The 14,627-nt window shown below is 62.7% G+C and carries 10 protein-coding genes and 2 pseudogenes; 3 read left to right on the top strand and 9 right to left on the bottom strand.

The features are described 5' to 3' along the window. Positions 1 to 88: 88 nt before the first annotated feature. From NKH12_RS16925 to NKH12_RS16935, 3 genes are all read right to left on the bottom strand, one after another. Positions 89 to 2,170, bottom strand: coding sequence for a sigma-54-dependent Fis family transcriptional regulator (locus tag NKH12_RS16925; RefSeq protein ID WP_352954181.1), 2,082 nt, complete (start codon positions 2,168 to 2,170; stop codon positions 89 to 91). Between the two features lie 103 nt (positions 2,171 to 2,273). After that, complete coding sequence (locus tag NKH12_RS16930; protein ID WP_352954182.1) at positions 2,274 to 2,747, bottom strand: hypothetical protein; 474 nt, start codon at positions 2,745 to 2,747, stop codon at positions 2,274 to 2,276. Positions 2,748 to 3,153: 406 nt separating this feature from the next. Next, positions 3,154 to 3,804 carry a GntR family transcriptional regulator gene (locus NKH12_RS16935; RefSeq protein ID WP_352954214.1) on the bottom strand — a complete coding sequence of 217 codons (651 nt, stop codon included), beginning with the start codon at positions 3,802 to 3,804 and terminating at the stop codon, positions 3,154 to 3,156. 194 nt (positions 3,805 to 3,998) lie between these two features. On the opposite strand from NKH12_RS16935, the pseudogene NKH12_RS16940 reads away from it, so the two are divergent. From NKH12_RS16940 to NKH12_RS16950, 3 genes and pseudogenes are all read left to right on the top strand, one after another. Next, positions 3,999 to 5,393: pseudogene (locus tag NKH12_RS16940) on the top strand (malonyl-CoA decarboxylase). Between the two features lie 22 nt (positions 5,394 to 5,415). Then, a complete protein-coding gene (locus NKH12_RS16945; protein ID WP_352954183.1) occupies positions 5,416 to 6,936 on the top strand; it encodes a malonate--CoA ligase in 1,521 nt (506 codons plus the stop codon). Positions 6,937 to 7,049: 113 nt separating this feature from the next. Further along, a pseudogene (locus NKH12_RS16950) lies at positions 7,050 to 8,395 on the top strand (SLC13 family permease). Positions 8,396 to 8,590: 195 nt separating this feature from the next. Here the strand turns inward: NKH12_RS16950 and hutC are convergent. The 6 genes from hutC to NKH12_RS16980 all read right to left on the bottom strand — a co-directional run bounded on the left by hutC (position 8,591) and on the right by NKH12_RS16980 (position 14,601). Beyond that, a complete protein-coding gene (gene hutC, locus NKH12_RS16955) occupies positions 8,591 to 9,322 on the bottom strand; it encodes a histidine utilization transcriptional repressor HutC (RefSeq protein WP_352954184.1) in 732 nt (243 codons plus the stop codon). Then, a complete protein-coding gene (locus tag NKH12_RS16960) occupies positions 9,319 to 10,323 on the bottom strand; it encodes a zinc-dependent alcohol dehydrogenase (protein WP_352954185.1) in 1,005 nt (334 codons plus the stop codon). The genes hutC and NKH12_RS16960 overlap by 4 nt, the downstream gene beginning before the upstream one ends. A gap of 6 nt (positions 10,324 to 10,329) precedes the next feature. Then, positions 10,330 to 11,652: a histidinol dehydrogenase gene (gene hisD, locus NKH12_RS16965; protein WP_352954186.1), complete on the bottom strand. Its 1,323-nt coding sequence runs from the start codon at positions 11,650 to 11,652 to the stop codon at positions 10,330 to 10,332. Positions 11,653 to 11,687: 35 nt separating this feature from the next. Further along, a complete protein-coding gene (locus NKH12_RS16970; RefSeq protein ID WP_287098327.1) occupies positions 11,688 to 12,488 on the bottom strand; it encodes an ABC transporter permease in 801 nt (266 codons plus the stop codon). Further along, complete coding sequence (locus NKH12_RS16975) at positions 12,485 to 13,429, bottom strand: ABC transporter permease (protein WP_352954187.1); 945 nt, start codon at positions 13,427 to 13,429, stop codon at positions 12,485 to 12,487. Before NKH12_RS16975 ends, NKH12_RS16970 begins: the two co-directional genes overlap by 4 nt. Before the next feature lie 65 nt (positions 13,430 to 13,494). Beyond that, positions 13,495 to 14,601 carry an ABC transporter substrate-binding protein gene (locus NKH12_RS16980; protein ID WP_352954188.1) on the bottom strand — a complete coding sequence of 369 codons (1,107 nt, stop codon included), beginning with the start codon at positions 14,599 to 14,601 and terminating at the stop codon, positions 13,495 to 13,497. Positions 14,602 to 14,627 lie beyond the last annotated feature (26 nt).

Consider the following 14,627-nt stretch of genomic DNA (forward strand, 5'->3'; position numbering starts at 1 on the left):
CAACCGATCCATTACACCCAAGGCTGCCTCCAAAAGCAGTCTTGAATCATGCTACGGTCAAAAAGGGAATCCTAAGAGTCCACACCACCTAGAGGAAACCGCGGCGGATGCCGTATTGCTCGAGCTTGCGGTAGAGCGTTGGCCGGGAGATGCCGAGCCGTCGCGCGACCCGGCTGAGGTTGCCGCCTTCCGCGGCCAAGGCCTTCTTCATCGCCTGGCGTTCCGCCTCGACGAGCGTGCCTCCGTCCTGCGGGGTCGCTGCACTGATGTTCGATCCGGCTTCCAATCCAGAGCCGGACGCGGTGATCTCCTCAGGAAGGTCGTAAAGCCCGATATCTCGGCCCCGCGCCAGGACATGCAACCGCCCGATGAGGTTCTTCAGTTCGCGTACATTGCCCGGCCAATGATAGGCGAGCAGGGCATCGAGCGCTTCTTGCGAAAATTCCAGCAGGTCCTCGCCCGCTGCGGTGGCGATCTGCCGGTTGAAATGTTCGACTAGCAGCAGCACATCCTCGCCGCGCTCGCGCAGTGGTGGAACAGTGATCGAAACCGCGCCAATTCGATAGTAGAGATCGCGGCGGAATCGGCCTGCGGCAATTTCGTGCTTGAGATCGCGATTGGTCGAGGCGACCAGGCGCACATCCACCGGGCGGCCCCGGCTGTCGCCAATGCGGTTGACCACGCGCTCTTCCAGGACACGCAGCAGAAACGGCTGGATCTCGAGCGGCAATTCGCCGATCTCGTCGAGACTGAGGACGCCGCCATGGGCGAGCTCGAAAACCCCCGGTTTGCCTTCACGCGAGGCGCCGGTAAAGGCGCCGGCGACATGGCCGAACAACTCGCTGCCGAACAGGTCCCTGGTGATCGCCCCGCAATTCATGGCGATGAACGGATCGTTCGCCGTGCGCCGGCTGCCGGCATGGACAAGCCGCGCAAAAAGCTCTTTCCCGACCCCTGTTTCACCTTCGACCAACAGCGATGTTACGCTGCTCGACCGGGCGACGCGGCAGGCGACGTCGATGGCGGCATGCAGAGCTTCGCTTTCGCCGACGATCATGGCGACAGCATCTTGAAGATGCTTGTTGACTTCCCGGTAGACCACCGCCGCACTGGAGGCTGCCGGCACGGAGGGGAACACCAGCGCTGCGCCGCGGAGGTCGCCATCGAGCTTGAGCGGGGTGATATGGCAGGATCGCAGATGGGCCGGCAGCGCCCTGGTAAGGTCGGCTTCGGAGCCGGAGGACGGAAGGTTCATCAGCCAGCGGCCACGGCCTGGCTCCATCGGGCCGTCCATCATCTCAGTGGCCTCGCCATCAGGCACATTGTTGCAGAAGATGGCACGACCGCGGTGGTCGACGATTACCAGCCCGTCTTTTCGGCGGTAGCCGGGAGCCGATGAAATGAAAGCTTCGAGCAGGCGCGTGCGCTGTTCCTGCTGCTGTTCGGCCAATGCCTTTTCGATCTGCCGGGCTGTCGCGGCGACGAGCGCGGTGTTGTGCGGCCTGAAGATCGGCGAATAGCCTGACAGGTCGACCACACCGATGATCTTGCCGTCCAGCGAGTCGCGAATGGGCGCGCCGGCGCAGGTCCAGGACTTGATGCCGGCGCAGAAATGCTCGGCCGCATGCACGAAAGTCGGCTCGCCGGTCCACAGCGCCGTACCGATGCCGTTCGTCCCGACGGCATCCTCGTTCCATTTGCCGCCAATGGCGAGGTGGATATCCATGCCGTCATGCAGCGTCTTCTTGTCGCCGATGGCGTCGATCAGCACGCCGTCGCTGTCGGCCAGAACCAGCATCGCGCCGGTCCCGTCCAGTAACTGGCCAAGGGAGGCAAACGACCGCCGCGCCGCCGAAAGCAGTTCTGCATTGGCCCGAGTCAGATATTCGATTGCGTCGCGATCACTGCTCAGCGGCGCTTCAACGCCTTGGGCGTTGATGCCGCCGGTGGCACTGCGATACCAGGAATCGTGAATGAGGGAGCGGACGTGGCTTGGGTGGACAGGATCGCCGGCGCATTTGGGCTCGTCAGCCAGAAAACTTTCCCAGGCGCGCATGGTGGCACGCTCGTCATAGTCGATGTTGCTCAGAGCCATTTGGCCGGTGGCCAGCGAAGTACGCGCCGGACGGGCATCGATTTTCATCTGGTTGGGGGCTATCTCGCGTTTCATTCAGTCATCACAGAACCTTTGAGGTATGCCATTTCTGTATGCTGTCGTGTTCGTAGGCTGCCGCGAGTTGGACGTGAAGAAGCACGCCTAGGCGTCGGCCTGATCAGTTGATGCCGAGTTTCGCGCCGATGTCGAAGGCAAGCTGTTCTTCGGTATAGTTGGCAGCGAGGCGGGATCCGTCCATGTCGGCAAGCGCCTTGGCAACGATTTCGTCAACCGGCGAGAAGAAGCCATTCTGCTTTGTTGCCAGCACGAAGACTTGGTCGCCGCCGCGGTCGCGGATATCGCCGATGTGATGAAGTTGACGGCCTGTATTCCGATCCTTCGAAATGACCCGGCCGTTCATGGTGACTTGGATGGACGGCTTGGCCTCGGCCACCGGTGCCGCGCCGCCACCGACATGGATGATCAGGCCTTCCGCCTTGGGTTGCTGGCGTGGCTTTCGCGAAGCTGAATAGCCGCCACCGCTGATCTGGTCGGCAAGGCGGACGATGGTCGAGCGGTTCTGCTCGATCAGTCTTTTGACTTGTGCGTCCTCGCGCCGCGGGCCATCCCGCTTGGAGATAATCTCGATCATGAATCCTCCCAGATTCGCTCCGCGTCGCCGTTTCTACGGCTCAATTCTTCTTTTGAGGTGAACCCTACACCGCCTCGGCGAAGTTCGCCATTCATATCAGATAGCGCCAAAATTTGCTTTGCTGGTAGCAGGCGGCTGCTACACGGGATTTCCGGACGTTTTGAGTAACGCCCGCTTGTCAGGCTGCCTTGCTCGTCAAACTCCGAGGGTTGCTGTCGAGTTGTTGCCTGTCGCGCACGTCACGCTTTCGCAGGATGCCTTCGGCTAGGCCTCGCTCCTACAGTTCGATCACCACGCCGAACGGGGCGAACGCCCGCTTGCTCAAATGCACGCCCGCTGGCATGCCGGCCTCGGCATGCCGCTTGGCTTCATTGAGGCGGCGGCGAGAGGCTCGACTTGCGACGGACTATCTGCTCGCCAGCGTCGCTACAAGATCGCTGAAACGTTCGCCCTGGATGCTGACATGTTGGCGCAGGAGCGTGCGCGCCTGCTCCGCGTCGCCGGCGAGGATTGCTTCCACGATCGCGTCATGCTCGGCGAACGACGTGGCAACGCGGTTGCGCACGCGCAGTTGGAGACGCCTATAGGGCTGCAGACGGCGATGCAGTGCGACGCACTGCTCGGCCAGAAAACCGCTGTGGCTGCCAGCGTAGATAGCTTTGTGAAAGCGTTCGTTATCGTAATAGTAGGCGTCGCTGTTGCCGGCCGAAGACGAACGCTCGCAATCTGCATGCGCGGCCAGGATGGTTGTGCGATCGGCATCGGTGAACCGTCGCGCAGCCAGCGAACCGGCCAAACCTTCAAGTTCCGCCATCACCTCAAACATTTCGAAAATGCGGTGCGGTCCCGGGTCGATCACCACGGCACCCCGGCGCGGCCGGATCTCTACCAGCCCGATTGCGTTCAACTGCATCAGCGCCTCGCGCACCGGCGTTCTCGACACGCCGAAGCGTGTTGCCAATTGCACCTCGTCCAGCCGCGCACCGGGGGCGAAGTCGTTCGAGATTATGCCGTTTTCAATCTCGTCACGTAGGCGCTGAACGACATTCTCCGACATTTCTTGGGCCTTCCAATGCAGCATGATAAATCTTGTATGCAAGAACGTTGACTTTGCGTACAATGACGTTTAAAAACGATACCATAAAAGGCAAGTCGCACACAAATCGCTGGACGCATCCGAGCACCAGCACGCGTCGAGACCGCGTGGAAGGTCTGCTTGCGCCGATTTCGACTTTGCCAGGAGGACTCGACATGGCCGGCATCTCGTTCTTCAGCGATATGGTGCAAAGCATCACCGATCGCGGCCGCAGGTTGCTTGCGGCAGGGGCGCGCAGCGAGCCGGTCCAAGCCGAGACGAATATCGAAACACTCTGCGACATGCTTTTGTCGAGCCGGGGCGAAGCCTCGGGCATGGCATTGGCCGCCGAGGTCCTTCAGCGCTGGGCCCACTGGACACGGCCGGTCACCAAGACTTCGTGCGTATGCTGCACGAACAGTTCGGCCCAGACATCGCCAAGCTTGACAAAGCCCTCGAGCGCTACCGCAGCGACAGGAGTTCGGACGCCGTCATCGAACTGCACCAGGCCGCCGAGCCGCGTCGCCAGGAACTGGTGCGCAGACTCAACCTGGCCCCCAAAGGCACGGCAAGACTGGTGGAGATGCGCGAGCGCCTATTAGCCATGAAGGATGCGACGGAACCGTTTCGCGCCGTTCGATGCCGACTTCGCCCACCTGTTCGGCTCATGGTTCAACCGCGGTTTTCTGACCCTGCGTCCGATCGACTGGTCGACGCCAGCCGACATCCTGGAGAAGATCATCAGATACGAGGCTGTGCATGAAATCGCCGGCTGGGAGGAACTGCGGCGGAGGCTAGCTCCAGCCGACCGCAGGTGCTTTGCGTTCTTCCACCCGCGTCTCGCAGACGATCCGCTGATCTTCGTTGAGGTTGCGCTCACCAAGCCGATTCCCTCTGCAATCGCTGATGTGCTCGACGTAAACCGTTCGCCGATCACGGCCCAGGACGCCACCACCGCTGTCTTCTATTCGATCTCGAACTGCCAGGACGGACTGCGCGGCATCTCTTTCGGGAACTTTCTGATCAAGCAGGTGGTGGAGGATTTGCGCCGCGACCTGCCGGGCTTGAAGACCTTCGTGACGCTGTCGCCGGTTCCGGGTTTCGCTGGCTGGCTAGCAAGACTGCGCAAGGCAACCGATGCGAGCCTCGATGATCAGGCCCTCAAGACGCTCGAGCTGCTGGACGATCCGAGCTGGGCGGACAATCCGCAGAAGGCACGGGTCGTTGAAGCTGTGCTCCTCCCGCTCGCCGCACGCTATTTCGTCAAGGAACGTGCCACCGGCAGACGGCCGGTCGATCCTGTGGCGCGTTTTCATTTGGGCAACGGCGCTCGCCTTGAACGGCTGAACTTCCTCGCCGATCGCTCCGCCAAGGCGATGCGGCAGTCCCACGGCTTGATGGTCAACTACTTTTACAAGTTGGACGACATCGAGGCGAACCACGAAGCCTTGGCGCAACATGGCGAGATCGCTGCTTCGCCGGAGGTGAGAAAACTGGCGGCAACCGCTTCGACCGACACCAGTATTGACGCCCCGGTTCGTCGACGCCGCACCGAAATGCAGAAAACCTAATAAGCAAATTGGGAGGAGTTCAATGAGCAATCACCTGTTCGACGCCATGCGAGCATCCGCCAAGTCAGGCGAGTCGATTTTCATCGAGACTATTGATGGTCAGCGTTGGACCTATGGAGATGCGCTGCGGCTCTCCGGACAGATCGCCAGCGCAATTGATGTGCTCGGCGTTCGCCCAGGCGACCGCGTCGCGGTCCAGGTGGACAAGAGCCCGCTGGTTCTGATGCTCTATCTCGCATGCGTGCGCTGCGGGGCGATCTATTTGCCGCTGAATACCGCCTATACGCTGGCTGAACTCGACTATTTTATCGGTGACGCCGAACCGCGGCTCGTCATCGTCTCCTCGAAGTCGCGAGCTGATGTCGAAAGGATCGCGCACGGCCACGGCGCGATTGTCGAAACGCTCGATGCGGACGGCGCCGGGTCGCTCATGGAGTTGGTCAGGGACGAGTCTGCCGATTTTCTCGACGCGGCGCGCGCGCCTGACGATCTCGCCGCGATCCTGTACACATCTGGGACCACCGGCCGTTCCAAGGGCGCAATGCTGACGCACGACAACCTTTTGTCCAATGCATTAGCACTGCGCGAATGCTGGCACGTGACCGCAGCCGACCGGCTGATCCACGCGCTGCCGATTTTTCACACGCATGGGCTCTTCGTGGCGACCAATGTCACGCTGGTTTCCGGCGCCTCGATGTTTCTGCTGCCAAAGTTCGAGCCTGACGAAATCCTTCCTCTGATGTCGCGGGCGACGCTGATGATGGGCGTGCCGACCTTCTATGTCCGGTTGCTTCAGCATGAGGGCCTGAACCGGGAGACGGTCGCCAACATTCGGCTGTTCATCTCCGGCTCGGCGCCGCTGCTCGCTGAAACGCACGCCGCATTCAAGCAGCGCACCGGTCACGCCATTCTCGAACGCTACGGCATGACCGAAACCAACATGAACACCTCAAACCCCTATGACGGCGAGCGAAGGGCAGGGACAGTCGGTTTCCCACTCCCGGGCGTGTCGGTGAGGGTCACCGATCCGGCCACGGGCGAGACGCTCGGACCAGGCGAAACCGGCATGATCGAGATCAAGGGCCCGAACGTTTTCAAAGGTTATTGGCGGATGCCTGAAAAGACTGCGGCGGAGTTCACCAAGGACGGCTATTTCATCAGCGGCGACCTCGGCAAGATCGATGAGGCGGGCTATCTCCACATCGTCGGCCGCGACAAGGACCTGGTGATCTCCGGCGGCTATAATATCTACCCGAAGGAAGTCGAGGGTGAGATCGATCAACTCGACGGTGTCGCCGAGAGTGCGGTCATCGGCATTGCACATCCGGATTTCGGGGAGGGGGTCACGGCCATCGTGGTGCTCAAGCCCGGTGCCACAATGGACGAAAAGGCCGTGCTCAACGCGCTGCGCGACCGCCTCGCGCGCTACAAGCAGCCGAAACGGGTGATCTTCGCCGAGGACCTTCCGCGCAATACCATGGGAAAGGTGCAGAAGAACCTTCTGCGCTACCGGTTCAGCAACCTTTACATGCCCGCCTCCTAGCAGGCGCTGACTGCCCTGCGTTGGTGATTGGGAGCGAGACCAACGCAGGCTGATCTACGAACCGATGGAAAATTAGAACGGGCGCCTGAAGGCGTTTCCCGAGGGAGGAAGCTATGAACATCCAGATTCTGTCGATCGCGCTGCTGGTCGGCATGTTCGTGATCGCCACCATCCAGCCGATCAATATGGGCGCACTCGCATCGCATGCGCCTTTTTGGTCGGCTCGCTCATCATGGCCATGAAGCCGGCGGAAATATTTGCTGGCTTCCCGAGCGACCTCTTCCTGACACTGGTCGGCATTACCTACCTGTTCGCCATCGCCCAGATCAACGGTACCATCGATTGGCTGGTCGAGGGCGCGGTCAAACTGGTGCGCGGACATGTGGCGTGGATTCCCTGGGTCATGTTCCTGGTCGCCGCCGTCATCACCGGCTTCGGTGCGCTCGGACCTGCGGCGGTCGCCATCCTGGCCCTGGTGGCGCTGGGTTTTGCGTTCCAGTACCGCATCAATCCGGTCATGATGGGATTGATGGTTATTCACGGTGCACAGGCGGGCGGCTTTTCGCCGATCAGCGTCTATGGCGGCATCACCAACCAGATCGTCGAAAAGGCGGGCTGCCGTTCGCGCCGACATCATTGTTTCTCTCCAGTTTCTTCTTCAACGTGGCCATAGCCGTCCTCGTATTCTTCGTCTTCGGCGGCTCGAAGGTGCTGCGTAAGTATTCGGTCACGTCGGGACCGCTGCCTGACCTCCACCCCGAGGGCGTGACGCAGTCAATCGTCGGCCACGGTGGCACGCCGGCTACTCCGATCAGCCATCACGTCTTTGAGGAGCAGACAAAAAATGTGTCGGCGCTTTCCGGCCTGACGACGGAAAGGTTGATGACATTGATCGGCCTAACCGCGCTCGCGGTCGGCGCACTTGTCCTCAAGTTCAATGTCGGCCTGGTGGCGATCACCGTCGCGGTCGCTCTCGCGCTCCTCTCGCCGAAGACCCAAAAGGCAGCGATCGACAAGGTCAGCTGGTCGACGGTGCTCCTGATCGCCGGCATCATCACCTATGTCGGCGTGATGGAGAAGATCGGCACGATCGACTACGTCGCCCACGGCATTTCGAGCCTGGGCATGCCGCTGCTGGTTGCACTCCTCCTCTGCTTCACCGGCGCCATTGTATCGGCATTCGCCTCGTCCACGGCATTGCTGGGAGCCATCATTCCACTGGCCGTGCCGTTCCTCCTGCAGGGACAGATCAGTGCCATAGGTGGTTGCCGCGATCGCGATCTCCACAACCATCGTTGACACCAGTCCGTTTTCGACCAACGGTGCGCTGGTCGTCGCCAATGCCCGGGAAGAAGAGCGCGAGAGCGTGCTGAAGACGTTGCTGATCTACAGCGCGCTCATCGCCATCATCGGTCCTGTCATCGCCTGGCTGGTTTTCGTGGTCCCCGGGTCAGTTTGAACGGTCGGCCGCTTCCCGGACATTCCCAATCAGTCTGGCCGCTCCGGTGCAATTTGACAGGCGGCCAGGCTTGACCCAGAACCTGAGCCGGTCGGCGTCAACAAGAAAAACGGCGGCGCAGGCGGAACTGATTCCCTATCAAAGCAGCCGTTGGGCCGATAGGGTGCCCCGCCCGGCTTGGCTACGTGACCCCGCTCATGCGGGCGAGGGCGCGTAGCGGCTGCCCAGCGAATAGCGGCTGCCGACATAGGTGAGCTTGTTGACGGTAGCGACCGCCGCGCCTGACCAGGTCCGCCGATGCAGGAGCAGGCAGGGGTCGCCTGGCCGGATCATCAAACGGCCGGCGGCCATCTCGTCGGCGGCGACGGCCGAGATCACGTGCTCCACTTCCGTCAGCGGCGTCGCCCGCTGCAGATAGTCGTAGGTGGTGGTCGCGACAAAATTTTGCCGGTGGTAGTCCGGTGCGAGAGCCGAATTGACGAAGCGTTCCTCAAGCTGGACGGGCACATCGTCCTCGAAATGCAGGATGATCGAATGGGCGACCGGTCTGCGGCGCATGAACTCGAACGCGACAATGAGGTCCAGCGCCGGGTCGCGGATCTTCTCGAGCACGAGGACCTCGGCCCTGTGGCGTCCACCGCGCGCGGCGATCTCGCCGGCGATGTTCCTGATTTCGATGAGGGCAGATTGCGGTTTCGGCGGCGCCACGAAGGTGCCTACGCCCTGGATGCGCAGGAGGTGGCCTTCCGAGGTCAGTTCCCTCAGCGCCCGGTGCACGGTCATGCGCGAGACGCCGAGCGTGCTGACCAGTTCGTTTTCGGAAGGCAGCCTGCGGTCCTTCGGCCATTTGCCGCTGCCGATGTTGCCAAGCACGTAGTCCTTGACCTTTTCGTAGAGCGGTCCGGCGGTTTCGGGAAGCTTGATCATCGCCCTCTCTCCATTCGGACGATGGTCTTCAGGCCGCCGCTGGCGCCTGCGATCAGGCGCTGGTAGGCGGCGGGGATTTCATCGATCGCGATCTCTTCGGCCACGAAACGCGACAGCGCCGGGGCGAGATCGCCAAGCATGCCTACGGCCGGCGCAAGCTCGTCGGCGAAGGCGTGGCAGCCGACAAGCGTGATCTCGCGCTCGACCAGGAGGTTGGGGTCGAGGTCGAGGCGGCCATGCGAAATGCCGACCAGCGCAAGCGTGCCACCGCCGGCCAAAAGATCGAGCAGCCGCGCCATCACCGTCACGTTTCCCGTCGCGTCGATAGCATGGCGCAGGTTGGGATCACAGGGCACGGCGTCCAGGTCGACGACGGTCGCGCCGCTCACCTCGGCCACAAGATCCGCACGCGCCGCATTGCGGTCGGCGACGAGGACCGGTCTCTTGCTGCGCCGCGACAGGAGCAGCGCCGCCAGCCCGCCAATCGGGCCGCAGCCGGCGATAAGCACCGGCGCCCCGGCCGGCGCCGACAGCCGCCGCACTGCGTGCAGGGCGACCGCCAGCGGCTCCGCCATGGCGGCGATTGCGGGATCGAGCGCAGGGTCATGGCGCATGAGCAGCCGCGCCGGCAGCTCTGTCTCTTCCGCGAAGCCGCCGTCGCAGACCTCCCCTACAAAGCCCAGTGTGGCACAGACATTATTCAGGCCGGCCCGGCAAGCAGGACATTCGCCGCACCAGAAACGCGAATTAGCGACGACCCGGTCTCCGAGGGCCACCTGGGACACGCCGGCCCCCACGGCAGTCACTTCGCCAGCGAACTCATGTCCAACAACGCTCGGCGCGCGGCTGATCCACTGACCGGTGCGGAAATTGTGGAGGTCGGAGCCGCAGATGCCGGCGGCCGTCACCCTGAGCCGCACCCAGCCAGGCGCTGGTTCGCCGGGAGACGGCACATCCTCAACCCGCAGATCGCCCGCCGCATGGAGTCTGGCCGCCTTCATGATCCGCTACCGCACCAGATATCGGTCGCGCACGTCGGAAACGGCGTGTTCATGCGAGGAGAAGCCTTCGTAGCGGGCAAATGTGCGGGCATGGCGGGCGAATTCCGGATAGGCCGCCGCCGTCACGTAGCCGATCGAAGAGCGCTTGACGAAATCCGTGACCGAGAGCGGTCCACAGGTACGCGCCCAGCGGCTGGTCGGCAGCACGGCGTTGGGACCCAGCCCGAAATTGCCGATCGAAACCGGCGTGTGCGGCCCCATCAGGATCTCGGCAGCTTCGGTGATGTGGCTAAGGTGCGCGAACGGATCGGTGGAGAGGATCTCCAGATGCTCGGGTGCATAGTCGTTGATGAAGCGGTAGCTCTCCTCGATCGACGCCGTCAGCACGATTCCGCCACAGGCGCCGGTCAGGACCGCGGTGGAGAACGCTACCCGCTGCTCGGTCATGCGCGCCCAGTGCTCAGGCAGCGCCGCCAGTGCCTCCTCCGCCACGCGGCGGCTGTGGGTAACCAGATAGGCCGACGAGTCCGGCCCGTGCTCCGCTTCGATCAGGAGGTCGAGCGCGGCCAGCCCGCCATGCACACTGTCGTCGGCGAGAATGATCGCTTCGGACGGACCGGCGGGAAGGCCGGGATCGATGACTCCCGCAAGCAGCCGCTTGGCCGCAACGACCCAAGGGCTGCCTGGACCGACGATCTTGAGCGCGGGCCTGATCGTCTCTGTACCGTAGGCGACCGCTGCGACCGCCTGCGCGCCGCCGCATTTGTAGACCGTTTCGACGCCAGCGAGGCGCGCCGCAACCAGTGTCGCTGCGTCCACCGAACCATCGGCCGCTGGCGGCGTGATGATAGCAAGCTCCGGGACGCCCGCCACGACGGCGGGCACTGCGGTCATCATTGTCACCGAAGGGAACGCCCCCTTGCCGCGCGGGACATAGAGCGCCACCGAGCGGATCGGCGTGAAGCGGTCCCCGGCATACGCGCCGGGCCGCATTTCCTTAAGCCACATGGCTTCCGGCTTCTGCTCTTCGTGGAAATGCCGGATGTTGTCGATGCCGAAGCGAATGGCGGCGACCACGTCCTCATCCACCATGCCGAAGGCGGCGTCGAGCTCGGCGGGGCTGACCTTCAGCCGCGCGGCATCGAGATCTGCCTTGTCCAAGTCGCGGGCGAAGCGGACGAGCGCGGCGTCGCCTTCCGTTCGAACCGCCTCGATGATCGGTGCGGCCTTCTCCATAAAACCGGAGAGGTCGATCTCGGAGCGTCGCATTAACGCCGCACGACCAGCGGCGTCGATCTGGCTCAAGTCATGGAACGATACGTTTGGCATAGGATTTCCTTCGCGACCCGGCGGGCCGGCATTCCTCATTTCGATTTCAGGAAGATGTCGAGCCCGACCAGCCTGTCGAGCAGGAAGATGGCGACAGCCGAGCAGGCGATGAAGACCACGGAGATCGCCGCAAGGTCCGGTGTGATGATCGAGCGGATGGAATTGTAGATTAGCACCGGCAGCGTCACGATGCGCGCATCGACGAGCAGCAGGCTGACCAGGAACTCGTTGAGCGCAAGGATGAACATCAGCAGCGAGCCGGTAATCACCCCCGGCATAACCGCCGGCAAGGTGACGGAGAAGAACACCTGGAGCGGCGGCGCGCCGCAGTTGGCGGCGGCCAGTTCCAGGTCCGGGTCAAGTCCGGTGGCACTCGCCGTGACCGCCCAGATCATGAAGGGAAGGTTGATGACGCAGCAGGCGATGCCGACCGGCCAGAGCTGGCCGAGAATGCCGGCGTTGCCGAAAATCAGCATGAGGCCGATGCCCGATCCGATCAGCGGGATGGTGAAGGGCAGCAGCAGATAGATCTGGATCGTCTTCTCAAAACGCACCGCATATTTCGCCAGCGCGATGCCAGCCAGCGTGCCCACGGGAATGGCAACGATCGTACAGACCGTTGCGACATGGAGCGTGCGCAGGAAAGCGTTGCGCAGGTCGGAGGCCTGCGAGATGCGCGCGTACCACCGCAGCGACAGCCCGTCCGGCGGAAACGTGATGATGTTGCCGCCGGTGAAGGAAGCGCCGAGCACGACGATGGTCGGCGCCGAAAGCGTCACCAGGGCGATCGTAACCAGGGTCCACAAGACAACGGATTTGCTGCGCGAGCCGCTCACACCCGTGACCTCCCCATCGCAAGCGTTCCGGCTCCGAACAGCGCGAACACGAGGCCGACAAGGATTGACCCGAGCGCGACCAGCATAAGTGCCAGCGTCGCGCCGAGGCCCTGATCGGACGTTCGGAAGAACTGATCGTAGATGGCGTTGGCGATGAAGTCCTGCGAGCCGCCGCCAAGGATCGCGGGGACTGCGAAATCGGTTAGCGAAAGCGTCAGCACCACCACTCCGGCGCCGATGAAGCCCGGACGAGCGAGTGGCAACACGACATGGATGAACGTGCGAACCCAGTTGGCGCCGAGCGATCCAGCGGCCGCCTCCAGTTCTTCGGGAATGGCGGTGAGTGCCGGCGCGAGCATCAGCACGGCAAACGGCAGCATGTATTGGACGAGGCCGAACAGCACGGCGGGATAGTTGTAGATGAGCCGCATCGGGGCGACCCCGACAAGGCCGAGCGCCTCGTTTACCATGCCCTGATTGCCGAGGATGATCAGCCAGCCATAGGCACGCACCACCTGGCCGATGAAGAAGGGCAGGAACAGCGCAATTAGCAGGAATTTGCGCAATCCTGGCGAACGCGTGCGCACCATCAGATAGGCGTAGGGAAAGGCGAAGACGAGCGTCACTGCGGTGACGATCAGGGCGGCGATGAGGCTGCGCTGCGCGACAACGAGGAACAGCGGCTCCGTCAGTGCGCGGCGGAAATTGGCGATGGAGTAGTCGTCCGAGAACTGGAAGGTGGTGGTGTCGAGCGTGCGCAGGCTCGCATCCGCGATCTGGATGAGACCGAGCACGAGCAGTCCGACCAGCAGCACCGCCGGAAGCAGCATCAGATAGGGCGTAGCGCGCCGGAACCGCGCTGGCCAGATGGCGGCGGCAACGCCTTCCAGCGCATCCATGATGCGCCATTTGAGGGGATAGGCTGTCCTGGTTGCCCGCATGAAAAATCCGTACCGACATCGTGAAGGAGCCGGTGCCGCGCAAGCGCAGCACCGGCCGACCGGCGTCAGCCCTGCATGATCGCCTTGAACTTGGAAAACCACTCGCTCTCATTCTCGACCTGGATCTTCGACGAGATGCGGATGAGGCGCTTAAAATCCGCTTCGGTGGTCGGATAGGACGGATCCCCCAAGAGATCCTTCGGCGGTGTGAGGCCCGGCACCACACCCGGCAAACCGAGGCCGTCCAGCCAGACCTGCTGGGCTTCCTTGGTCAGCGCATGGTTGATGTACTGCTTGGCCCAGTAGAGTTCGTTCTCCGGCAGGCCCTTGGGAATCCACAGACCGTCCGTGTCGAATTTCGCACCCTCCTCCGGCACGACCCATTCGATTTTCACGCCGTTCTTGCGGGCCTCTCGGGCGTTGGTCGAGATGGTGCAGGCGGCGTCGATCTCGCCGTTCTGGAACCAGGTGGTGAAGTCGGGATCTTCGCCGAGCAGCGGCTGCTGCGCCTTCATCTTTGTGATGAAATCCCAAGCCGGCTGCATGTTGCCGGGTATGTCCTCCAGCTTGCCGCCACCGGCGACCTGGGCTGGGAAATGGAAGCCGATGCCGTCATTGTAAAAGGCAAGCCGGCCCTTGAACTTCGGGTCGAGCAGGTCTTTCCAGGACTTCGGCGGTCCGTCCGGGAATGCCGCAGGCCGATAGGCGAGCACATAGACATAGCCGTAGGTGTTGACGATCGGGAAGCCTTCCAGGCCGGCCGGCTTGGCAAGGTCCGTCACATTGGCGAGGTTCGGCAGGTCGGAGAGGTCTTCCGTGACCCCGCGCAATGCCGACTTCGTGGCATTGGTGGTGGTGTCCCAGTTGATGTGGATCGGCGGGACGCGGTTCTGCGCCACGGCTGCCCAGACCTTTGGCTGGATCTCGTTGTCTTCGGTCAGGTCGTGACGGACGGCAATCCCCGTCATTTTGGTGAAGCTGTCGGACACGCCGGCCTTCAGGCTGTCCACCCAGCTGCCGCCCCAGGCGCGCACGATGATCTCCGCCGGCTTTTCCGGTTCCTGCGCATAGGCGCCGCGCAGGCCGAGCGCTGAGGCGCCGCCGAGCGCGGTGGTGGCTTGAAGGAAGGTTCTGCGGGAAAGATGGGATAATGTCGGCTTAAAGCGCTTCATCTGCATTCTCCTCTGGGTTTGACCGG

This window comes from Mesorhizobium sp. M1322, assembly GCF_040318085.1.
GTDB lineage: Bacteria > Pseudomonadota > Alphaproteobacteria > Rhizobiales > Rhizobiaceae > Mesorhizobium.